16 protein-coding genes are annotated in these 25228 nt (G+C 39.5%); 10 read left to right on the top strand and 6 right to left on the bottom strand.

The annotated features are described in order from the left end of the window. Positions 1-109: 109 nt before the first annotated feature. From dapD to map, 3 genes are read right to left on the bottom strand one after another with little or no spacing between them, the layout of a single operon-like run. Positions 110-940, bottom strand: a complete 831-nt coding sequence (dapD, locus tag IE199_RS16920) for a 2,3,4,5-tetrahydropyridine-2,6-dicarboxylate N-succinyltransferase (RefSeq protein ID WP_189772933.1) — start codon at positions 938-940, stop codon at positions 110-112. A gap of 24 nt (positions 941-964) precedes the next feature. Next, positions 965-3589: a [protein-PII] uridylyltransferase gene (gene glnD, locus IE199_RS16925; RefSeq protein WP_229854793.1), complete on the bottom strand. Its 2625-nt coding sequence runs from the start codon at positions 3587-3589 to the stop codon at positions 965-967. Positions 3590-3612: 23 nt separating this feature from the next. Next, positions 3613-4401: a type I methionyl aminopeptidase gene (gene map, locus IE199_RS16930; protein ID WP_189772935.1), complete on the bottom strand. Its 789-nt coding sequence runs from the start codon at positions 4399-4401 to the stop codon at positions 3613-3615. A 184-nt stretch (positions 4402-4585) separates the two neighbouring features. On the opposite strand from map, the gene IE199_RS16935 reads away from it, so the two are divergent. The 3 genes from IE199_RS16935 (at position 4586) to IE199_RS16945 (ending at position 7358) form a co-directional block, all read left to right on the top strand. Further along, on the top strand, positions 4586-5623 hold the full coding sequence (locus IE199_RS16935; RefSeq protein ID WP_189772937.1) for a GGDEF domain-containing protein: 1038 nt from the start codon (positions 4586-4588) through the stop codon (positions 5621-5623). A gap of 91 nt (positions 5624-5714) precedes the next feature. Continuing rightward, entirely contained in the window at positions 5715-6512 is a 798-nt protein-coding gene (locus IE199_RS16940; RefSeq protein WP_189772939.1) for an FRG domain-containing protein, read from the top strand. 201 nt (positions 6513-6713) lie between these two features. After that, positions 6714-7358, top strand: a complete 645-nt coding sequence (locus IE199_RS16945) for a LiaF domain-containing protein (protein WP_189772941.1) — start codon at positions 6714-6716, stop codon at positions 7356-7358. 40 nt (positions 7359-7398) lie between these two features. Here the strand turns inward: IE199_RS16945 and dsbB are convergent, their stop codons facing one another. The 3 genes from dsbB to IE199_RS16960 all read right to left on the bottom strand — a co-directional run bounded on the left by dsbB (position 7399) and on the right by IE199_RS16960 (position 11255). Then, positions 7399-7917, bottom strand: coding sequence for a disulfide bond formation protein DsbB (gene dsbB / locus IE199_RS16950; protein WP_189772943.1), 519 nt, complete (start codon positions 7915-7917; stop codon positions 7399-7401). Positions 7918-8014: 97 nt separating this feature from the next. Then, the gene (nhaB, locus tag IE199_RS16955) at positions 8015-9604 is read right to left on the bottom strand and encodes a sodium/proton antiporter NhaB (RefSeq protein ID WP_189772950.1); all 1590 of its coding nucleotides are present in this window, start codon (positions 9602-9604) and stop codon (positions 8015-8017) included. Positions 9605-9956: 352 nt separating this feature from the next. Next, positions 9957-11255 carry a M24 family metallopeptidase gene (locus tag IE199_RS16960; RefSeq protein ID WP_373304822.1) on the bottom strand — a complete coding sequence of 433 codons (1299 nt, stop codon included), beginning with the start codon at positions 11253-11255 and terminating at the stop codon, positions 9957-9959. A gap of 340 nt (positions 11256-11595) precedes the next feature. Between IE199_RS16960 and fadR the strand changes: the two genes are divergently transcribed. The 7 genes from fadR to IE199_RS16995 all read left to right on the top strand — a co-directional run bounded on the left by fadR (position 11596) and on the right by IE199_RS16995 (position 25215). After that, on the top strand, positions 11596-12306 hold the full coding sequence (fadR, locus tag IE199_RS16965) for a fatty acid metabolism transcriptional regulator FadR (RefSeq protein WP_189772953.1): 711 nt from the start codon (positions 11596-11598) through the stop codon (positions 12304-12306). 377 nt (positions 12307-12683) lie between these two features. Then, a complete protein-coding gene (locus IE199_RS16970; RefSeq protein ID WP_189772955.1) occupies positions 12684-13694 on the top strand; it encodes a LacI family DNA-binding transcriptional regulator in 1011 nt (336 codons plus the stop codon). Positions 13695-14055: 361 nt separating this feature from the next. Then, positions 14056-17013, top strand: coding sequence for a TonB-dependent receptor (locus tag IE199_RS16975; RefSeq protein ID WP_189772957.1), 2958 nt, complete (start codon positions 14056-14058; stop codon positions 17011-17013). An 86-nt stretch (positions 17014-17099) separates the two neighbouring features. Beyond that, complete coding sequence (locus tag IE199_RS16980) at positions 17100-19988, top strand: discoidin domain-containing protein (RefSeq protein WP_189772958.1); 2889 nt, start codon at positions 17100-17102, stop codon at positions 19986-19988. Positions 19989-20119: 131 nt separating this feature from the next. Further along, the gene (locus IE199_RS16985) at positions 20120-21865 is read left to right on the top strand and encodes an endo-beta-N-acetylglucosaminidase (protein WP_189772959.1); all 1746 of its coding nucleotides are present in this window, start codon (positions 20120-20122) and stop codon (positions 21863-21865) included. Next, positions 21865-22602 carry a copper homeostasis protein CutC gene (locus tag IE199_RS16990; protein WP_189772960.1) on the top strand — a complete coding sequence of 246 codons (738 nt, stop codon included), beginning with the start codon at positions 21865-21867 and terminating at the stop codon, positions 22600-22602. The genes IE199_RS16985 and IE199_RS16990 overlap by 1 nt, the downstream gene beginning before the upstream one ends. 81 nt (positions 22603-22683) lie before the next feature. Continuing rightward, a complete protein-coding gene (locus IE199_RS16995; protein ID WP_189772961.1) occupies positions 22684-25215 on the top strand; it encodes a beta-mannosidase in 2532 nt (843 codons plus the stop codon). Positions 25216-25228: the final 13 nt, after the last annotated feature.

A 25228-nucleotide genomic window follows, 5' to 3' on the forward strand; every position in this document is an offset into this window, starting at 1 on the left:
CAGCAAAACTCAAAGCAATAGATAAGCGTCAAAAAAATAACGCCCCAGAACTATCAAAAATAGTAACTGGGGCGTTATCGTTTATTCTAAGAGTTGAAACGTACTGAGGTTATTCTTCAGTTACTGAACGAAGTAGCGCGTTTATACCAACTTTAGCACGGGTTTTTGCATCAACCTTTTTCACGATGATAGCTGCATACAAGCTATATGTGCCGCATTTTGAAGGTAAATTGCCAGGTACAACTACAGAGCCCGCTGGTACACGTCCGTAGTGTACTTCTCCGGTTTCACGATCAAAAATACGTGTACTTTGACCGATGTAAACACCCATTGAAATTACTGCACCTTCTTCAACTATAACACCTTCAACAATTTCAGAACGGGCACCGATGAAACAGTTATCTTCAATGATTGTTGGGCCTGCTTGTAATGGCTCTAAAACACCGCCAATACCAACACCACCAGATAAATGTACGTTTTTACCAATTTGTGCACATGAGCCTACTGTTGCCCATGTATCCACCATAGTACCTTCGTCAACATAGGCACCAATATTCACGTAACTCGGCATAACAACTACGTTTTTACCGACGTAACTACCCGTTCTTACTGTTGCTGGTGGTACAATTCGAACGCCATCTTTCTCAAATTGCTCTTGGCTGTAATCATTGTATTTTAAAGGTACTTTATCAAAATATTTGCTCTCACCACCGTCAATGACTTCGTTATCCCAAATACGAAATGATAATAACACTGCTTTTTTAAGCCATTGATGAACAACCCATTCGCCAGCCACTTTTTCTGCGACTCTGGCTGAGCCATTGTTAAGTGCCTCTAGTGCATCTAATACGGCATTTTTTACTTCGGTCGTAACGGTTGACGGAGTAATTTCCATTCGGTTTTCAAATGCGTCTTCGATGATATGTTGTAGCTCAGACATAATTGTTCCTATTGGTTAAATCGGTTAATTTGATAATTCTTCAATGAGTTTTTCTTTTAACTCTGCTTGTTCTACTTCTGACAGCGCTTTTCCTTCACTGTTTGAGATAATGAAAACATCTTCAGCTTTCTCTCCAAAAGTAGTAATTTTTGCTGAGTGAATATGTAAATTCAGTGCTTGAAATACCGAAGCGAATTTGGCTAATAATCCAGGTTTATCTAAGGCAACGATTTCAAGCAAGGTGCTTCGTTGTGTTGCAGTGTCAACAAAACCAACTTGCGTAGTAACCCGAAATTGCGCTAGCTTTTTAGCTGGTCTTTTAATTGAGCTCGGTTTACTGTCAGACAACAAAGAATGGGTCAAAGATTGGCTTAATTCTAACGCTCTGTAACTATCGTTTATCGGTTTACCGCGTTGGTCGAGAATAACAAAAGTATTGGCGGTATAACCCGTTTTACTGGTAATAATTTTGGCATCGTGAATCGAAAAGCCTTTAGCTCCCAACAAAGATACAATAGAGTGAAAGATATTAGCTCTGTCTTTAGTGAAAACAAATACTTCAGTACCACCACGGTAAGGCTTTGGACTGATCAAAATGAGAGGTTTTGTTCTATCATGCTCTAGAATATGCTCACTGTGCCAGAGTATTTGTTCAGGTGCATAACGTAAAAAGTAATCTGCCTTATATTCTTTCCACAAATTTTTTATTGCGGACTCATCTACACCTTGCGCAAGTAATAGATCCGTAGCTTGTTGTTGGTTCTCTCTTATTTTTGAACGCAAATCAACCGGCTTTTCTAAACCTCGTCGAAAGGCTCTTTTAGTGGCAAAATAAAGTTCTTCAAGTAAGTTTGCTTTCCAGCTATTCCACAGGCTTTCGTTGGTTGCTCGCATATCAGCAACGGTCAAACAGTATAAATAGTCTAAATGTGCCTCGTCACGCACGATATCGGCAAAGGTTTTGATAACCTCTGGATCTGAAATATCACGGCGTTGAGCAGTAACCGACATCAATAAATGATGTTTTACTAGCCATGAAATCATGCGGCCATCATGTTTATTCAGCTTGTGATCTTCACTAAAATGAAGCGCATCTACAGCACCAAGCTCGGCGTGATCGCCTCCTCGACCTTTAGCAATATCATGAAAAATACCAGCCAAATAAAGTACTTCTGGCTTTCTGATGCGTTGTACAATTTTACTGCACAGCGGATATTCTTCATTGAATTCAGGTTTACTAAAGCGATATAGGTTTTGTAATAATCGATAACTATGTTCATCAACTGAATACGCGTGGAAAAGATCAAACTGCATTTGACCCACGATATTTCGCCACGCTGGTAGATAGGCACCAAGAATTGAATGTCGGTGCATCAATGTTAATGGCAGTCCCAAGCCGCGAGGGTGCTTGATGATCTCAATAAAAATTTCTCTACACCTTGCGTAGTCCATCATGCCAGAAACTAAACGTCTTCTAGCATTACGCATTAGCCTTAGCGTTTCAGGATGTAAATCAGTAATTTCCTGATGCTGTGCAATTAACAAGAACATTTCCATGATGTTAATTGAGCGCATAAAGGTGCGCTTATTAATTGCTTTTATTTGTCCATCTAATACCACAAAGTCGTCATTAAGTTTTAACTCAACTTGGTGTTTTTTATTTTTGATAATGGTGTAATCAAAATGCTGTAACAACATTTTGTTTAATTCAGCGACTCGACCTATGATGCGAAAGAATCTTTTCATCATACGTTCTACTGCTAACTTGCCTTGATCGCCAAACCCCATGAACTCAGCTACATCCGCCTGATAATCAAATAACAAACGGTTTTCACTACGTCCGGCAATAAAGTGCAGGGCACAGCGCATTCGCCATAAATAGTCCTGACATTCCAACAATTCATTATATTCATTGTTGGTTAAATAATTATGTTGAACTAGCTCTTCAAGCGAGTCTGCTTGAAAGTGGCGTTTTGCAACCCAGCCAATGGTCTGTATATCGCGCAGACCTCCAGGGTTTGCTTTTAGATTGGGTTCAAGCGTGTAGGCGGCACCGTGATATTGTTTGTGCCTAGCAAGCTGTTCATCTCTTTTAGCCACAAAAAACTTTTGAGACGTCCAGAATACTTCTTCGTTGAGTAACGGCTGTAAATGTTGAGTTAAAGACTCATTGCCACAAATTTGCCTCATTTCCATTAAATTAGTGGCAACTGTTACGTCATTAACCGCTTGTTTTAGACATTCTTTGATACTGCGAACGCTGTGGCCAATATCTAGTTTAATATCCCATAGTTGGGTAATAAATGCTGAAATTAACGCTTCTTGCTTTTTATCTAGCTGCTCTTGTGTCAGCAGTAAAATATCGATATCTGAGTATGGGTGAAGTTCACCTCGGCCGTAACCACCGACGGCCAACAAACTTATCTGGTGCTCATCTAAGTGGTGTTGACACCATAATTTTGTTAATATTAAATCAATATATTGGGCACGGGCATTAATAATACTGCTGACTTCTTCACATTGAAAACGCCCTTTTTGCCATTGCAAAAACTGAGCGTTTAACTCACAAATTTCTTTTGTAGAAATATTGGGGGCGCTTATTGAAAGCGCCTCAATGTAATTGGCTGGAACAAGTGAATTAGTATTCAAAGATATTGTCTCAACAATTGTGGTTAGTTGTGTAGCATTCTAGGGATAGTGTCGTCTTTACGTAATGTTAATATTTCACAACCAGTTTTGGTCACTACAACAGTGTGTTCCCATTGAGCAGATTTTTTGCCGTCAATAGTGTAAACCGTCCAGTTATCTTCTTTATCTAGCACGGTATTGGCTCGGCCAATATTAATCATCGGCTCAACGGTAAAACACATGCCTTCTTGCATTTTAGTTTTATCATTGTTTTTGTAGTGAACAATTTGAGGCTCTTCATGAAATTCCTGGCCGATGCCGTGACCACAGTATTCTTTTACAATAGAATAACGACCAGACTTCTTGATGAATTTTTGTATTGCTGTACCAATTTCGCCAAAAGTATTACCTGGTTTAACCTTTTTCAAACCAATGTAAAGCGCTTCTTGCGTAATGCGGCACAATCTTGAATCTTCTGCTGTGACATCACCTATTAGAAACATTTTACTTGTGTCACCGTGGAACCCATCTTTAATGACGGTTATATCGATGTTAATGATATCACCATCTTTTAGTGGTTCATCGTTAGGGATACCATGACAAACAACATGATTTACTGAGGTACAAATAGACTTTGGAAATCCATGATAGTTTAGCGGAGCTGAAATTGCTTGTTGAACTTTTTCCGTGTACTCGGCACATAAATCATTCAAGGTATTTGTCGTCACACCTGCTTTAACATGTGGTTCGATCATTTCTAATACATCGGCAGCCAATTTACCTGCGATGCGCATTTTTTCAATTTCTTCTGCAGTTTTAATGGTAATTGTCATCAATATCTCAGTTGAATTTTAAAGCATTTAAAAGGGTATAATGTGCAAATTTTACCTTTATTTTGATGCTATGCCTATGGGAAGGTTAGATTAATGTTGTCATTTATTCGCGAATTTCTATATGGGTGCATACAATTAGTAATAATTAAGCTTTTTCATAAGTTAGATTAAAGACTATAAAATTATGAGCAAAACAGTTTTGGATTCAATTATTGAGATCACCAATAATCGTGATTCGGATGAGTTTGGTATCAGTATTGTCGCCACAATTGCCGAATTGATCCCAAGTTGCAGTGTTTGCTTGTTCCAATACAATGAATTTCCATTTGCTTCCTACAAGAGTATTGTGACCTTATCGGTTAAAAAGGATGATGAAGGGATCAAGCAATTTCAGTGGAATATTGACGTTCCTCAAGATACACATGAGTATCTAGACAAAAACATTGATCATTTATTAAAACTAACCGTTTATCAGTCTTCTCAAGGGGTACACCACGTGTTTATTCCTATCCTTATTGAAGGCAAGATTGAGTATGCCATTGATATCTCCTCAGAAGAACGCTTTTCAAATAAATTAGATTCTATTTTGGCAATAACCAAAGTATGTGAAAATTTTTATGCGATTTTGGCCCATAGTGAAAAAGACAGCTTAACGGGGTTATTTAATCGTCGTACTTATGATTTAAAGCTCAATCAGTTGATCAAAAAACAATATTACAACAAAAAATATGGCGAATCTGTCGAAAACGAAAAAAGAGAAAAAGGCAAAGCCGGTGCTACATGGCTAGCGGTGATAGATATTGATTTGTTTAAACAAGTTAATGACAAGTTTGGCCATATTTATGGGGATGAAGTGTTACTGACATTGTCACAGTTAATGAATCACAGTTTTCGCCAAAATGACTTGTTATTCAGGTTTGGTGGTGAAGAATTTGTCATCATTTTAGAGCCGATTTCTGATAATGATGTTGTAAAACTGCTTGAGTCATTTCGTGCAAAAGTGTCACAACATAAATTTCCTATGGTGGGAAAAATAACCGTTAGTATTGGTTTTGCTAAAGTTGCTGATTCTGTCCATCCCAAAAGTATTTTTGATAATGCCGACAAAGCACTTTATTACGCCAAAGAAGCAGGCAGAAATAAAGTCTGCAATTATGAACAATTAGTAGCTTCTGGTGATATTTTTGAACATGAAGAAGAAGGCGACATTGAGCTTTTTTAAATAAAAATTAAACTCGCTACCTTATCTGTCATGAATAAGTCATATAACCCATATAGTTTGAGTAAAATTTTGGTGTTAACACTTATTCAAAATGGATATAAAAATCGCCGATAGTTGGGCATCTCTGCAAAGTTACCTATTTCATGATGCATGGAATAATGGTTTATTAAGGTTTAGGTCACCATACGCTTTTAGAGGCTTATCAGACGCTACATACCAACTCGATACGACGTTAAAAAGGCTTGGTGGCGACTTTGTTGCGCTTGAACACCATCTAATGCGCAACTTTAAAAAGTACGCACACAGAGATGTAGTGTCGTCTGATTCATTCTGGCATTGGGTTTCCGTTGCGCAACATCATGGTTTACCTACACGATTACTAGATTGGACTCATTCTCCTCTAATCGCCATGCATTTTGCCACAGCAAATATGGACAAGTACCATCTGGACGGTGCTATCTGGTGTTTAAACTATGAAAAAGCTCATCATTACCTGCACGACACCTTAAGGAAAGAGCTATTGCAAGAGGGAGCAAATACTTTTACGACTGAAATGCTTGATAGAGCTAGTGGCACACTGCAGCAGTTTTCGAGTATTGCGCCGTGCCCAATGTTACTTTTCTTTGAGCCGCCTTCTATGGACGATCGTATTGTTAATCAGTTTGCACTATTTTCGGTGATGTCAGATTCAGCAATTAGCATAGAAGATTGGTTGGTAGAATACCCTCATTTATGTAGAAAAATTATCATCCCAGCAAAACTTAAATGGGAAATACGCGACAAACTTGATCAATGCAATGTAACTGAACGGGTAATCTTTCCAGGATTAGACGGGTTAAGTCGATGGCTACATCGTCACTACAGCCAAAATAATGAATCTCTAACTTGATTATTAAGCAGCCGGTGGTAAATATCGCTAAATGTTTGGACTGTTAACTAAAAATTATCAAATCGATAAAGCTCATGTTTAACATATTTATATTAGTTATTGAAATTAAAGAAAATAACTTAATGGCTCATCACTTGCTTAAAATGAGCAAACCACTTGAGGTTGCAACAGGTTAAACCTCAAAGACTAAAAGGATGTTTTATGCCGGTAAAATTAGAAGATAGACCCACAGAAACCGTTAGAGAAGAGGTGATTGATCAATTGATCATGAACTATAGCCATGGCAAGCTCTCGTTTGAGGCTTTTGAGCGACGACTCGATACAGCAATGAATAGTCAAGATAATGTTGAAATTGCATCGTTAGCAGAAGATTTAGATTTACAAGTTGACCGTGACTATCTAGACAGCAAAAAGCAAGACTTTGTGCCGCACTACGCACCATCTGAAGATGAAGAAGTTGATTACATGGTAAACATTTTTGGTGGCAGTGACCGTAGTGGCCGTTGGACAGTAGCTCGAGAAATTCGGACTTTAAGTATATTTGGTGGCTGTACATTAGATTTTAGTGAAGCGGTTTTTACCCGACAAAAAACGACACTTCGTGTGTTTTGTTTGTTTGGTGGTGAAGAAATCTACGTGCCTGAACATGTCAATGTTGTTTCTAAAGCGTTTGGTATTTTCGGCGGTGTAAGTAATAAAGCGCCGTCAATAGCTGACAGAAATGCCCCAACATTAGTAATCGAAGGTGTTGCTATTTTTGGTGGGGTGGATATTCGATTGAAAAAAACAATAAAAGAAAAATTTGTTGCTTTTGCTGATAGCATGAGAAACATGTTCAACAGGTAATAAAAAAGAGGCGCTTGGCCTCTTTTTTTATTCGAGCAGATTACAGTTTTTTTGTGTCGGCAATGCGGCTAATTACGATAGCGGCAAATACCGCAGTATAAGCGCCGTAAATAACGACCATCCATTGCGGCATACTATAGCCTAAAAATTGCCAATCAATATTGTTACAGTCACCATCGGCTTTAAATAAAAATGGCATCCATTCATGTAAGGGAGCCCAAGTTGGAAAGTTAGGCACAAACTCACAGCTAAATAAAAATGACATTGTAGATGTTTGCATTTCTACGTGTTCAAGCGCGATAATCAGTCCCCAAATCGCTCCTGTTGCCCATAGCCCATAAGCGGCAATTCGTCCTACCATATAGCGGTGAGTAAAATAACCAATGCAGCCTGCAAAGAACACAGCCCAGATAGCAACGCGCTGGTAAATGCACATTACACAAGGTCTTAAGTCCATCACGTATTGAAAAAATAAAGCTATTAATTCAAAGGCAAGGGCGCTGCCAGCAAGTAATAACCAAGCTCTTGGATTAGTGCTCAAACTACTTAAAAATTTCACTTAGTTTCCTTTATTGCTATTTATTAGATTGGAATGGTTGAATTAAAACGTCATGTTACGTAATAGAGGCACCAACTAGGCGCCTCTGGTTTTATCATTAATGGCCAGTTGCTGGCAATTTGCCATCATCTGCTGTGTGATGCTGTATTAGACCTGAATCATAGAACTCTTGAGTTTTGCTTTCTAACAAACCTGAATAGATGGTTAGCAAGCCAACAAGGGTTAATACAATAGTATATGGGAAAGCCATAATCACCATACGGCCATAGGACAATCTAATAAGTGGAGCTAAGGCTGAAGTAAGTAAAAATAGAAATGCAGCTTGGCCATTAGGTGTTGCAACACTAGGTAAATTGGTGCCAGTGTTAATAGCAACAGCCAGTAAATCAAATTGGTCTCGGGTTATTACACCAGCGGCTAATGCTTTTTGTACCTCGGTAATATATACCGTTCCAACAAATACGTTATCACTAACCATTGAAAGGAAACCGTTAGCAAGATAGAACATCACTAATTGCATGTTACCTTCAAACGTTAACACCCAGTTGATGACAGGGGTAAATAACTGCTGATCAATAATAACTGCAACAACTGCAAAAAATACTGCGAGAAGCGCAGTAAATGGTAATGCTTCTTCAAAAGCATGTCCGATTTGGTGCTCTTCAGTTACGCCAGTGAATGAGGTCGCTAGAATAATAATAGTTAAACCAATTAAGCCTACTGCAGCTAAGTGCAATGCAAGACCAACAATCAACCAAACAGCAATAACACCTTGCATGATTAATTTAACTTGTTCACGTTTGTCACGATTTCTTGATTCTGCTTCGTCAAAGTCTATAAGTACTTGCCTAACCGTATCGGGTAATGGGGCGCCATAGCCAAACCACTTAAGTTTTTCCAGTAATACACAAGTCAACAATCCAGCAATAAGTACAGGGAAGGTAACTGGCGACATGCGAATAGCAAATTCAATAAACTCCCAACCTGCTTGTTGACCAATGATTAAGTTTTGTGGCTCACCTACTATAGTACAAACGCCGCCTAATGCGGTACCAACACCTGCATGCATAAGCAGGTTTCTAAGGTATGCTCTAAATGATTGTAAATCGTCGCGAGAATATTCATGTAACTCATTGTCTGATGTGTGATCGTGATCACTTTGAATTTCTTTGCCCGAGGCTACTTTGTGATAAACAGAATAGAAGCCAACAGAGACACTAATTATGACGGCTATAACCGTTAGAGCGTCAAGGAATGCTGAAAGAAAGGCACTTGAAAAACAAAATAATAGTGAAACAACTGTTTTTGAACGAACCTTAGTTACTATTTTTGTAAATAAAAATAGCAGCAGGTTTTTCATGAAATAAATACCCGCAACCATGAAGATTAATAATAAAATAACTTCTATATTGAGCTGTATTTCATGTAACACTTGATAGGGCGAGGTCATACCGATGGCAACAGCTTGAATCGCTAGCAAACCACCTGGTTGAAGAGGGTAACACTTAAGTGCCATAGCCAACGTGAAAATAAACTCAAGGACTAACGCCCAGCCTGCAACATACGGGCTAACATAGAAAAATAGAATAGGATTGACAATCAAAAAGATGATGATGGCCAGTTTGTACCATTCGGGCGAATTGCCGAGAAAGTTTTTGTAAAATGCGCTCGCAAATGATTGTTGCATAGTTGACCCTTCAGCAGTGAAATGTAAGTAATAAGTTAATGAGCTAATTACTTGTAGTTTTTATTAATTCTTAAGGTTACCAGTTAGTTTAAGCATTAAATTTCAGCTTGTAAATTATATTGCACGATCCTACTTGATTTGCCTTCTTATCTTTAATATCAAAGTATATTTCAAGGCTTTACCGTTTTGGTTGATTAATTCTATTACATATCCAACTAACATTGCCGTTATGGCTTTACGTAGATGCAATGATTTACCAGTTACAATTGATAAGTGTAGGTAGGATAAATAATCAGCCGTTACATCAAAACATAGCGTTTGGTGATAATAACGACTGATAATAGTGCTGTTACTAACGGACCAATAGCAGTTCTGTTTGTCTGCCGTTTAAATACCAGACACCTGATTGATCAAAAAAGGCGTCTTCTTCTAACATGACACGAATCTCTTTGTTCCATTCTTCAATAAAAATGGCATTATTGAGTTCAATTGAGTATGCGGTATTTAGATGAAGAGGATAATCTCCGTCTCCAGGAACGCCATTTTGTTTATCCCACATACCTAGCGTTGTGCCTGCAGCATGGCCGTGATAACCAAGAGGGTGGGTATAAATTGCAGGTTTTAAGCCTTTGCTTTTAGCTTTATCAAGAGAAGTTTTGAGGACTTCATTGCCCGTTCTACCAACCTTAAACTGCCTGGTAAATATGTCTTGTAATTGGTTGGCTTTGTTTAATGCCTCAACTAAATATGTAGGAGCTGCTGTTTCACCTTCTTTTAGCACATAGGCATGTTGCTGTGTATCTGTATTTAATCGTAAGTAGTTAATGCCAAAATCAACATGCAAAAGGTCACCTTTTTGGATAACATTGTTGCCATAGCCATCGGTGAAACTTGCTTCGTGATCAAACTGTCGCTGGTCAGCACGCTGGATCATAATACTAGGGTGAAACCATACTTGTAGTTTCAACTCCCTGACTCTTTCTCTAAACCACCAGATCAACTCGTTAGTTGTTGTTTTACCGGGTATGATGACTTTATTTGAAAAACCTTCAGCGATAATACTATGTGCAATGGCTACGATGTCTTTGTATTTTTCTATTTCTTCAGGAATGCGCTGCTCAAGCCATGATACTGCTAGTTTTTCGGCTGAGACTATTCTGTTGTGGTAGGCGCTTGGCAAATTAGCAAGAAAATTTTCTTTGTCAGTTGCTACCAAGCCATCGGCATGCTGCCAATATTGTGATTGGTTTAGGCCAATTTTATTAGGTTGAAGATTTTCTATTAAACTGTTTAAAGCATGCCATTGGTTGGGATGCGCCTTTTTGTCCCAGGCTTTTTTAAAGACACTTCCAACGTTATATGGAGCAACTGCGTAAGCATCAACTTTACCTTGTTTATTTAACGCAAATACAAGAATAGTGGTGCGTCGTGCCGACAACCAAGTGGCAGGAAGTAGGGTTTTTAAAATTGGATCTTCGTTATATTCTCTACTGATCAATATCCACATATCAATGCCTGATTCTTTCATTAGCGAAGGCATAAGAGTAGATATACGCTTTTCTAATATGCCATCAATCCATTGAGCTCGTTGTTGCATTGACATTATTTCCGGTGGAGTTTTGTTAATAATGCTTGCGCATGCAGTTGACATAACAAACATGCTAAAAATTAATACAAAAAAGCGAGTAGATTTCACTGTCTAGCTTCCATAATTGGTTGATTTGTAATCGTTACATTATTGTACAAGGTGATCGGTAACAACTATTTTCTGTTCAATGACACAATAAGTGAGATTAATGAATGCAAATTTTATCAGGTGTTAAAGTGTCTAAAAACTCCATACAATAATATTTTTGTTATTTGATGCTAGGTAAAAATGCTAACTCATGCATTTAAAAGGATATCTAATAATAGACAATATGCAGCTTGTACCAAAAAAATCTTCTGGTACAATCAGTTTCAATTTTGGTTATATAATCGCGTGGAGCCGTATGGTTATTAAAGCACACAGTCCAGCCGGATTTGCTGAGCAGTATATCGTTGAATCCATTTGGAACGGTGGTTTCCCGCCGGGTTCAATATTACCCGCAGAAAGAGAGTTATCAGAACTGATCGGTGTTACGCGCACAACGTTACGAGAAGTCCTTCAAAGACTAGCTAGAGATGGTTGGTTAACGATTAAACATGGCAAACCGACAAAAGTGAATAACTTTTGGGATACTTCAAGCCTTAACGTGTTAGAAACATTAGCGCAACTTGATCAAGATGGTATTCCCGACTTAGTCGACAATCTTATGTCAGCGCGCACTAATATCAGTGCAATATATGTCAGAGGTGCGCTTAAGAACAACCCTGAGAAGGCGATTGAGTTGTTAAAGGGCTACCAGGAAATTGAAGACACTGGTGAAGCCTACGCTGAGTTTGATTATCAATTAAACAAAGAATTGGTCGTAGCTTCAGGTAACCCTATTTATTTACTGATTTTAAATGGCTTTAAGGGTCTTTATTCAAGACTGGGAAGCTTGTATTTTGCTCATCCAAACGGCAGAGAGATTTCGCGTAATTACTATGAAAAGCTTATTGAACTTGCTCAAAAGCAGCAATTTGACGAGTCAGTATTAGCTGTACGAAAGTTTGGTATTGAATCTGGTAAATTATGGGCTGAGTTGAAAGATGATGTGTTAAAAGAATTATCAGCGTAACCAAGTTTTCATCGATAATTCCATTTCGAACACTATGTATATGATAAAGCGTGAGTTATTACGCTTTATCAATATTTATCCTCTATATAATATTCAAATAATACTGCCAAACATTCCCAAGCAGCTAAATAGCATCAGCAGTAACTTCAATACAGCACTCAAATTATAGGTAATGTAATCATTTACATTGTACTCTCGAAAGCTTAAATTAGTTGTGGGCTTAATGATTAAGCATGAGCTCTTACTAAAGCTCCTAAAAGTCATAGACTTAAATGGAATTTTATATAATATTCGTATGTGTTGAATAGAATTTAAGTATCTATTTTGGATACAATTGTTATCGGTTTCATCAACCTGAGTCCAAATAGGAATAAAACATGTCGACAATTAAAAAAGTCTGTCAGCTGGCAGGAGTTTCTACTGCTACCGTGTCTAGAGCGTTGAAAAATCCCAGCATGGTGAGCGAAAAGACTCGAGAGAAAATTTTAAAGGCTATTGCTGAGTCAGGCTATCGACCTAATGTGCTTGCTTCAAGCATTAAAACAGGCAAAACGAATACGATTGTTGTTCTTGTTCCTAATTTATCCAATCCTTTTTTTCTCAAGATCATTCAAGGAATTGAACAAGCTGCTCAAGAAAGTGGTTACTCTGTTTTATTAGGTGATACCCAAGGTGACCCGGCTAGAGAGAACGAATATGCAGGCATGGTTCTGTCTAATCGAGTTGATGGAATTATCCACTTGGATCACTCTTTCCCATTCTCAGATAATGACGCTGCCCTTGCTGAAGCCGTTCCAATGGTAAGTGTCTGTGAACGTATCGTTTCTGATATAAAATATCCAGTCATTGAGTTAGATAATTATGCAGCATGTCGAGCTTTGGCAAAGCATTTAATCAGTTATGGGCATCAAAAATTTGCTGTGATAGCCGGCCAAATTGATAGTCAAATTCATCGAGATCGTTTGGGCGGAATAACCAGTGTTTTAGCAGAAGAGAATATAGCGTTTAATGACGATATGATTGTTGGCGGTGAATATAGCATCGAAGCTGGGGAGAAGGGAGTTAATATTTTAATGTCTCGACATGAAAAACCTACAGCGATTTTTTGCTTTAATGATGATATTGCCATAGGTGCTATTCATGAAATCAAAAAACATGGCTTGAAGGTACCTGGAGATATCTCCGTTGTTGGTTTTGATGATATTAAAGTGTCTGGTTATATCGATCCCCCCTTGACAACTATCCATCAACCGGCCAGTGAAATGGGTAGAAAAGCGGTTGAAGTAGTGCTGAAACAAATTCGTAAAGAAGTGCTAAAAAAAGATCGCGAGATTATGCAATTTCAACTGGTAGAAAGAGAAAGCACAGGTCTAGCTAAAAATAGTTAGAGGCTAATTCTGGCGCTGCAAACGATGGGTATAGGTGTTAGGTGATATGCCTTACCATGCCAGCAACACTATTTTGATACCTGCCTTTTGAATAATTTTTATACATAAAATTGTTGACACTCTTTTTTTTTGATTCTAGTATAAATTTGTTTTGCAATCGATTACATTTTGTTTCTATATGATTGCTATAAGCCATGAGGGGCAAAACTCGCATGGCTTTTTTAATATAGTGTAATGTAATCGATTACATGTGGTCGTTTGTTTTACATAAATGTTAATTAGGGCTTTAGGCTCTGTAATTCACATTAGTCCATAACTACAAAAATAAATATATAACAATAAATCTGAAGGAGAACACGACATGCAGGCGGGAAAGTTAGACGCACCTCTCAATGTTCCATTATCTACCTTTTTTAAACGCTCACTTCTGTGTAGTGCAATTTTATGTGCAGTAGGCGTTGCACATGCACAAGAGTCGGCTGAATTAGATGATAAAAAAGAAAATGATATAGAAGTCATAGAAGTCACGGGTATATTGGCAAGCTCAGCTAAAAACCTTTCAATTAAAAGGCTGTCAAATGCTATGGTTGACGCCATCACAGCAGAAGACATCGGCAAATTCCCTGACAAAAATGTTGCTGATTCACTGCAACGTGTCCCTGGCGTTGTTATATCAAGAAGCGGCGGTGAAGGCTCTACGGTTAGTATTCGTGGTCTTTCATCGGATTTAACGTATACGCAACTTAACGGTAATTTTATTGCGTCGTCTCCTGGTGAACCTTCAAGGTCATTTGACTATGCGCTGCTTCCCTCTGCAATGATTGAACGTGTTGAGGTCTATAAATCACCTGAAGCTCACATTGATGAAGGTGGTGTTGGTGGTACCGTTTTACTGCATACCAGAAAGCCACTTGATATGGATGCTAACTCAGGCACTTTCGGTGTTGAATATACTTATGCAGATGTAACTGATAAGTACGAGCCTCAATTTACCGGTGTTTATTCATGGAAGAATGAAGCGTCGACACTTGGTTTTTTGTTGGGCTATACCCAACAAGATAGAACCAATCGTTCTTTAACTGGTAGCGCAAACTCTTGGCGTTGGACAGGAAGCGCCAGTACTTCGGCTGACGTTAATGGCAATTTTGTAGAAAATACCTTGACCAATGCGGCACCAGTTGACGCGTATGGCAATCGCTATGAAAACATGTGGGTGCCACAATTTACCCGTACCAGTGTTTTTGAAGAACAGAGAGAGCGAGAAGGGGTACAATTCACCACACAATGGCGTCCGCTTGAGCGCTTAGAACTTACCTTTAACTATTTTGGTTTTAAACTGGGGTTAGACTCCACAATGTCTGCTATTGATATGCCTGAATGGCATCTGACCAATGGCATGATTACGGATATTGCTACCGATGATTCAGGCACCATTATTACTGGTGCTGACTATACCATAGGTGCGACCGGTGAAGAACAAATGATGCATTTCCCGTGGATTCGCGGGGTATACAACAGAGAAGAGTCAACTTCTGACACTTTTGATTTTTCAGCGATGTATGAAGGTGATAGCTACACGTTAACCGTTGTTGCAGGTCATACGGAATCTGAAGGCGGGCCAGAAGAGCGCTACGAAGCTGCCTATTATGCTTCAAATAAAGACACGGGTGAGCCAGCAATCGAAAACTCAGCAGCATATTCTGGTTGGTACATCGACAATAAAAAAATGCATATTTATGTTGACCCTAACATGCTAACTAATCTACAGGCAGGTATTGGTGGTGGTGTTGATCCAGGCTCTTCTAACTCAAGTTTTGTTAAAAGCACACTTGAAGAAGACTACTTTCAAGCAGACCTTAACTTAGATATAGATTTAGGCATCTTTCATACGCTTCGAACTGGTCTCAAATATCGCAAAGCAAGTTTGCATCGGGAAACAAGAAATACATTTTATTTAGATCCCAGCTTTGACATCGCAGCAGGAGAAGCAAGCGAAGGCGGCATTACCAGAGCAGACAGTTACCAGTGGAATGACGGTATGCCTGACGCGCGATTAATACTAAATGATAAGCCTATGGGAAATATTCCCGGAGGTTTTGGTATTAACTTAATGCCAACGATTAATTGGGGCGCATACGCGGATTACCTAAAAGATAACTTTGTAAAATATACACGCAACGAAAAGAACTTTGTTTATGACATTGAAGAGCAAATTACCGCTGGTTATGTACAAGGTGATTTTATGGGCGATAGGTTTCGAGGAAACTTTGGCGTAAGACTGGTTAAAACTGAAACAACAGGCTCTTCTACTGACCTATTCATATTTTATAAAAACTATTGGGATGAAGACGGCAATCAACTGAGTGGCGATACCTATTCTGAAGATGAATATATCTTAGTTGAACAAACAAGCGAAGATACACATGTACTGCCTAGTTTTAACATTGCTTACGATGTTACCGATAAACTTGTACTTCGTGGTGCGTTGGCAAAAGTTATTTCGCGTCCTGACTACAGTGATCTCGGTAGCCAAGAAAGACTTACTTGGATCTCAAATGAATTTGCTTCAGATCGCGCTGAATTTAATACCATACCTGGCTGGTCGGGTAGTGGCGGTAATAAAAACTTAAAAGCATTTGAATCTGTTCAGGCTGATATAAGTTTAGAGTACTACTACGCCGACGGATCTGCGGTTGGTTTAGCACTGTTTAACAAGGATGTTGACAACTTTGTTGTTCCTCTAGTAATTGATACCACTAAAGATATTCCTACCAGAACGTTTGAAATTGCTGGACAAACGGTGACAGCTGGTGGCGACAATGTGCTTATTGAAAACTACTCAACAACTGGTAATGGCTCTAATGCAACGTCTCGTGGTGTTGAAGTGTTTATCCAGCATGTTTTTGCTAATGGCTTCGGCTTTTATAGTAACTACACCTACAACGATACTAACAAAGCAGACGTTGACGTAGACGGTGCCAAAATTGGTGAATCAGGCTTGATTGGCAGCGCAGACTATCAATTTAACTTTTCAGCGTACTACGAAAATGAAGACTTTAGCGTACGAGCGTCTTATAACCTTCGCGGCGACACTTTGCTGGGCATTGCTAACGGTATGGAAGTATTCGCTGATAAGTACGACCAAATTGATATTAATGCGTCGTACAACATTACAGATAAATTAGTCGCAACCGCCTCTGTTATCAATTTAACAGAGTCTGAGAGCTTTTCGCATATCGGCGATGACACTGACGCTCGATATCGTAGCAATGCTTATACCGGTCGCCGCATTTACGCTGGCATTTCATATAGTTTCTAACAAAAAAATAGGCCAATTTAAAATCAAAACCAAAACCCAATGGCCATGAGTTAGAGCTTGAATTGAAAGATTAAGAGGAACAAATTATGAGTAAATTTACAATACTCTCCCTAAGCACGTCGATAGCGCTGGTGTTGTCAGCGTGTGGTGGCGGAAGTGATGATCCAAAACCAGAAAGCATACCAAAGAGAATAGAGTCAACGTCTGCAACCTTGTCAGGTAGTGCTATTAAGGGCACTTTGGCATTTGCAGATATTGAAGTAAACGCGTTAAACGGTGCTAAGTTAAAAAGACTAGGAGATACGGCACAAACCAATACCGAAGGTAACGGCGAAATTACGGTAAAGAGTGACGCTGGCTTTGGCATAACAGGCATTGTTGAAATAACAGCTACGGCAAACGCTAATAGCTTGATGACATGTGATGCCGTGCAATGTGGTGACGCCTCAATGGGAGATACTGTCGCCGGCAACGTTATTGCTGGTACCCAGTTGAGTACACTAACGTACGTGACTGTGCCTTATGGTCATCAAGCAACGGCAAGCGATGCTACCTTTCATATCAATGTATTGACATCTTTTGCTACAAAGATGATCCAAGAAGCGATTAGTGAAGGTCGGAATGTCTCTACCGAGCAACTACTGTTATTAGCACAGCAAGAGTATTCAACATTGGTATTAAAGGCATTAGGCATTGATGCGAATAACGTTAATGTATTTTCTCTACCTGTAGTGAGTGCAGAAAAATTAGAAAACTTTATTGTCAGCACTGAGTGTGAAGATCAGCCTGTGTTAGACGATAATGGCGAACCTTTGTTAGATGACGATGGTAACGAGGTAATGGAAGAAGTATGTACAGATACTTATCTGCCTGATACTGAAGTTAAACTATCGTTGCTTAATGGTGCTTTCTCATCATTTGCATCGGGTTATACGCAACAAGCTACTTTGGTCAATGCTTATGCAAACATGCAGGCTGCAATCGCAGGTAATCCAGATGCATTGAACGCCTTACGAAGTCACTTATATCAATCTTTAACGCAACATCCATTTATCGCTGAACTTGGCTTAACCGCAGATGATGTAATGGATTTAACTTTACCACTCATTGAAGAACAAGCGGCATCAGGGCCAGTTCGGGAAGTAACAACACCAGAAAATATGGCTGGCGCTGTTATTACCGCTCGAAACAGAATTGGTGATGGTGAGGCAGAAACTAAAGCATTTGATGGTGATGTTGATACTAAGTGGTTAGATCATAATGATTGGGCCGGTGCACCAACGGTGGAAGATCCGTCATGGATTCAAGTGCAATTTGAGCAGGCTCATGCTGTTAATGCCGTTTACATTACCAGTGCAAATGATGCCGATAATAGAGATCCTGAAAACTTTGATATTTTAGGCTCTCAAGACGGAGAAACATGGGTTACGTTAGCCTCATTTGTCGGTGAGGCGTTTGATGAGCGCTTTCAGCGAAAAGCCTTTAAATTTGCCAATAGCTTAGCTTACCGTTATTACCGTCTGAATATTACAAAAAACAAAGGTAATGACACGTTAATGCAATTGGCAGAGATTCAATTTGTTGGTCCAATTTATGAAAGTGTCGACCACACAAAAGTTGACTCTAATATTGCGATTACGGCAAGAAATCGTATCGGTGATGGTGAAGCAGAAAGTAAAGCGTTTGATGGTGACGTAAATACGAAATGGTTAGATCACAACGACTGGGCAGGGGCACCGAGCAGCGAAGACCCTTCATGGGTACAAGTTGATTTCACTGAAGCTGTTGCCGTTAATGAACTAGCAATAACGAGTGCAAATGATGCACCAAATAGAGACCCTGAAAACTTTGATATTTTAGCGTCAAATGACGGTGGAGCAACATGGACACTTTTAGGATCATGGTTGGGGGAATCGTTTGATGAGCGCTTTGAGCGTAAAGTGTTTGGCTTTGCGAACAGCTTAGCATTTACCACATATCGCTTAAACATCACAAAAAATAAGGGTGATGATACGCTAATGCAAGTCGCGGAAATTGAGTTGATAGGTCCAAAGTTACCTGATTTAAATCATGGCTTGGCAGTCGGTACCACAATCACTGCGAGCAATCGTATCGGTGATGCGGAAGCTGAAACCATGGCATTTGATGGTAACCTTGAAACGAAATGGCTAGATCATAATGATTGGGCTGGAGCACCAACAGAAGAAGCGCCTTCTTGGGTGCAAGTGCAATTCCCTGAACCTGTTACAGTAAACAAACTAGGACTGATTAGCGCAAATGATGCAGAGAATCGTGACCCTGAAAACTTTAATATTCAAGCGTCAAACGACGGTGAAAATTGGATCACGCTAGCAAATTGGCTGGGCGAATCGTTTGACCAACGTTTTGAACGTAAATTATTGGTTTTTAGTAATGACTTAGCGTATAGCTACTACCGCTTAAACATCACGAAAAACAAAGGTGATGATACCTTAATGCAAGTTGCTGAAATTGAGTTGATTGGACCGCAATACAATGCTGTAGATCATTCAGAAACAGCAGGTGTTGTGATCACTGCGAGAAACCGTATTGGTGATGGTGAAGCAGAAACTAAAGCGTTTGACAATGATACTAACACTAAATGGTTAGATCATAACGATTGGGCAGGAGCACCAAGTGAGGAAGATCCTTCTTGGATTCAGGTAGACTTTCTAACTGCACAAATAGTTAGTAGCTTGGCAATCACCAGTGCCAATGACGCCGATAACCGAGACCCTGAAAACTTCAACTTACAAGGCTCGAACGATGGTGGAGTAACTTGGGTGACTATAGGTAACTGGGTTGGTGAGTCATGGGATAACAGATTTGAAAGAAAGCTATTTGACATGGGCAATGGCTTCGCTTTTGAAAGTTATCGCCTAAATATTACTAAAAATAAAGGTGACGATACCTTGATGCAAATCGCTGAAATAGAATTAATCGGCCCGCAAATGTAAGTAGTTGGTTAATGATGAGGGAAGGGCGTACATATTTATCTCCCTAACACAATATGTACATCCTTCTTTCACATTAACTATTGAAGCTGTATAAAGCAGTTAAATACATTGATAGTGAGCAAAAAAAATTCATGAAAACAATAGTTTCAAGTGCGTTACTACTAGCAAGTACACTACTAACACCTTTCCCGATTTACGCGGACATTAATCATAATAAGCCGCCATTGTCGTTAACCTTAGAGCAGGTGAAGTCTTGGAGTGAAACGCCGTCGTTGAAAGCTGAAAACGTTATAAGTACGGTACCTGTTCAACCTAGGTTTCGTGTTGAAACTGATTTGCCGACACACCCAGATCTTAAAGTACTTATTGCGCCAGATGGTATGAATAACTTGGGCAACTATAACACGCAACAAGATGTGTTTAATCTCTATAACTTTACTCACTGGTCTTATATTGACTCATTAGTTTGGTTTGCAGGCACAGCAAATGAAACCGTTAGTATACCGGCTCGCCCATGGGTTGATACTGCGCATCGTAACGGCGTTAAAGTACTGGGATCAATTTTTTTAGCGGTTAACCAGTATGGCGGTTCAATTGACACTGTTAAGCGCTTTTTAGCTCGTGACGAAAATGGCGAATTTCCAGTTGCTAAAGAGCTTTTAGCAATAGCCGATTATTATAATTTTGATGGTTGGCTGATGAATCAAGAAACTGATTTGACCAAACAAAAGGATGAAAATGGTCAGCTAATCGCTCGTCAAGACTTTAAAACAGGGAAATATCTTGCTCAAGAGATGCAAGACTTTATGCGTTATTTAACCCAAATAGCACCAGAGCATATGGAAATTCACTGGTACGACGCCATGATTAGTGACGGGCAGGTAAAATGGCAAAATATGCTCAATAAGCAAAACACGCCTTATTTTCAAGATGGAAAACAACGTATCAGTGATGCAATATTCTTAAATTACTGGTGGAATGAGGACATGGCGAAGCAGTCTTTTTCACACGTAAATCAAATCGACCGTGCTCCTTATGATGTTTATTTCGGTGTTGACTTGTGGCCAGCACGAAATGCACAAGCAATGTTTAGGTCTACGCAGTGGCTAGATGCTTTATTCCCTGCAACACACAAAGCGGGATTGGGCTCGATTGCTTTATTTGGTAACAACGCCAATTTTAACTTTGCAGGTACTGATGACATTAAGGCTTTGAGCCGTTTTCAGTCCGACAAACAAGACTATCAAGCTTTTTACCAAACTGAACAACGACTGTTTGCAGGCGATGATTTAAACCCCATGACACATGACAAATCGCAAAGTTGGGTGGGTTTAGCTCGGTATATTCCGGCAAAATCGCCATTAATGGCCTTGCCCTTTAGCACAAGTTTTAACACCGGCCATGGCTTGCAATGGTTTGAACATGGGACAGCGGTGCGTGGCGAATGGCACGACATAGCAAAGCAAGACATTGTACCGACGTGGCAATTTGCTATCGAAGGTAATAACTCTTTGGCGCTCAACTATGACTTTGACAGCGCCTATTCCGGAGGAAGTTCACTTGCAGTAGTTGGTGATCTATCACAAGGACGCGCCGTTGTACCGCTATACAGTACTCGCTTCAACATTAATTCAGCGAGTAGCTTTACAGTAGCGTTTAAGCAAAATACTCCAGGCGAGTTGATAGAAGTTTGGTTAGAGACTGCCAATGGAAAACACATCTCTGTGTCTTTACCTGCAAAAGGCTCAAATTGGCAAACACATAAAGTGAGCTTGAGCGATTATCAAGGTCAATCTATTGTGGCTATAGGGTTAGCGACCAAGGATAAAACGGTAACGTCATTTAAGGCAAATATTGGATTTATGGAGTTAAACTAGTGACTCAAATAGAAGTTTGTTTAGATAGCAATGACCTCGCGAAATTGGAGCAAAATGTTAACGTTTCTTACAATGCTGGTGCTGACCGAATAGAACTTTGTTATGACCTTTCCTCAGGTGGTTTAACGCCTAGTCAACAAGCAATCTCAATTGCACGTCAGGCATTTCGACAAAGAGCTGGTTTATTAGTGATGATTCGGCCGAGAGCAGGTGACTTCGTCTATTCTGCTGAAGAACTATTAGTGATGAAAAGACAAATTGAAGTTGCCGCTCAGTTAGGTGTTAATGGCGTAGTTTTTGGCACCTTAACTCGTCAAAATGCCCTTGATGAAGTGGTGTTACAAGCATTGATGCCACTATGTCATTCCTTAAATTTGCACGTTACTTTTCATCGTGCTTTCGATCAGCTTTCAAACAAAGCGACAGCGTTAGCTGAGCTTGTAAGCTATGGCGTAAACAGAGTGTTAAGCAATGGCACGCCTTGGGGAGCTGACTTAGGGGCTGTAGATGGCATTTCAACGTTAAAAAATATCATCCGCTGGGCTGATAACGCTATAGAGTTAGTGGTTGGCGGCGGTGTTAATCCAGACAATATACAGCAATTGCATCATCACCTTATCGGGAGATCAGCTGGTAAAGCAGCGCGGGTGTCTTTCCATGCTAATAGTGGCGTTATGCAAAATGATGTCGTCGATGGCACAAAACTACATGAAATGAGAAACCATGTGTTGTCATGATGAATGATTTGAGTGAGTCTTTGCCTTTACGTGCTTCACTGTAGGGCTTATCCAAAAAATATTGAGTTAATTAGTTAATTTATGTTTGTATCAGAAGAAGTAAGTAGACAAGAAACCAAACACGTCGACCTAAATGGTTACTGGCAATTTAGAAAGTCAGGGGATGACCAATGGGCAGATGCGACAGTGCCTGGATGTAACTTTACTGATTTACTTGATATTGGTGTGATTGACGACCCATTTTACAGAAAAAACGAAAATTCATTGCAGTGGATTGAACATTGTGACTGGGAATATAAAAAAGTATTCCATGTTAATCATGATGACTTGAACGCAGCTGAAGTGCTGTTAAATTTTGATGGCTTAGACACCTATTGTGATGTGTACTTAAACAAGACGCTTATTCACCAAAACGAAAATATGTTTGTTGGCGCTAAAGTTCGCTGTTTACACGCTCTTGTTTTGGGCGAAAATGAGCTATTGGTCAAATTTAGATCGCCGATAAATGAGGTGATGGCTAAGCACAAGGCGAAGGGGTTTACTTACCCAGCAGAAAACGATAAATCTGAAGAACGGCTGAGCGTTTATTCACGTAAAGCACCTTATCAGTATGGCTGGGATTGGGGGCCACGTTTTGTCACTTCAGGTATATGGCGCGATGTCAGTATTGATTTTTTAGCGCAATCACATATTTGTGACATATATATACAACAAGTTTTCCTGGATGATGCGAAAGCGCAATTAGTTGTTAATGTGACGCTCAATGCCATTGATCGTTTTTCCGGACAACTAGTGATTGTCTGTGATTCAATACCTGAGTTGACTATACCTGTTGCTGTGGCAATGGAAGCTGGCGAAAAGACTTACGCCATTCCTATCACCATTATTAACCCAAAACGCTGGTGGCCAGCAGGTTTAGGTGATGCACATTTATATGCGCTAAATATCTCACTTTATCAAGGGCTGCGGTGCATTTCACACCAAGAAAGAAAAGTGGGTCTACGCACCATTGAAGTGATCAATGAAAAGGATGACATAGGCGAGTCTTTTTTTGTCAAAATTAACGGTTATCCAACTTTCATGAAAGGCGCGAATTATATCCCTTCGGACAGTTTTCCTAGTCGTGTTACTAGTGAAAAATACAAAAAAGTGTTTGAAGATGCGGTAGCTGCCAACATGAATATGTTACGAGTTTGGGGAGGTGGTATTTATGAGGCGGACGAGTTTTACCAACTAGCTGACGAGTACGGCATACTTATTTGGCAAGATTTTATGTTTGCCTGCAGTTTGTACCCCGCCGACGAAGCCTTTCTTGAGAATGTTAGAGCAGAAGTGATATACAACGTCAAACGATTAAGAAACCATGCTTGTTTGGTCTTATGGTGTGGTAACAATGAAACAGAAATGGGCATTAAATTTTGGAACTGGCCGCAAACATTTAATTATTCTGATGAAATTTACAAGCAGTTAAAACAAGAATACGAACTGTTATTTAAATCTGTATTGCCTGCCTTAGTTGAACAGTTGGATCCCGAGCGCTTTTATTTTTCTTCTTCGCCAATTGGTTTTTGGGAAATTAAAGCAGATGATAACAAAGGGGATAACCATTATTGGGGCGTTTGGCATGGTGAACAGCCCTTTAGCGAGTTTAAAAATCGCATTCCACGTTTTATGAGTGAATTTGGTTTTCAGTCTTTTCCCTTGTTATCTTCAGTGTGTCAGTACAGCGAACAACGTGACTTACACATTGAATCTGATGTAATGAAGCTGCATCAAAAACATCCACGTGGCAACGCTCTGATCAGCAGTTATATGGAAAGTGAGTATAAAAAGCCAAAAGATTTTGAGAGCTTTTTGTATGTCAGCCAAGTACAGCAAGCGTTAGGCATGAAAATAGCGTTTGAAGCGCATCGCAGTGCTATGCCATTTTGTATGGGGTCTTTATATTGGCAGTTTAACGACTGTTGGCCTGTTGCTTCTTGGTCGGGCATTGATTACTACGGAAAGTGGAAAGCGATGCATTATCAGGTTAAAAGATCATTTGAGCCTGTTGCTGTTTTTATTGATGAAAGGGATCAAAATATTAGGTTAAACCTAGTTTCAGATAATCTTGCAACCAAAAGCTACCAGCTACAGGTGACCTTGGCGAGTTTTAGGGGAGAAGTATTATGGTCTCAACAACAAATTGTCGAGCTTTTGGGATCAAGCTCAAGGTATGTTGAACTTTCTTTGAATCACGTGCTTAAAAACGCTGACAAATCATCGGTTGTTTTAACGGCGTCATTGTTTGAAATTGAAAATACGTTACCAATTAGCACGGCACTTCATTATTTCGTGCCCACCAAAGATCTAGCATTAGAATCACCGACAATGAATATACGTTCGGAAATATCAGATGGGTTGCTTGTAGTTTCATTAAAATCAGATACGCTAGCTCGGCAAGTATACGTTGAAGCTCCAGTAGCCAAAGAAAACTTTTCTGATAACTTTTTTGATTTAGTCGCAAATCAGGAAAAGGTGATCACTTTGTCTATTGAGCAGATCCCAGTTTCATGTCGTTCAACACTATTATCCGGCATTAAAGTGGTTTCAATGATAGATAGTCATTTGTAGTGTTGGAGACTAG

Source organism: Thalassotalea marina, assembly GCF_014656435.1.
GTDB lineage: Bacteria > Pseudomonadota > Gammaproteobacteria > Enterobacterales > Alteromonadaceae > Thalassotalea_C > Thalassotalea_C marina.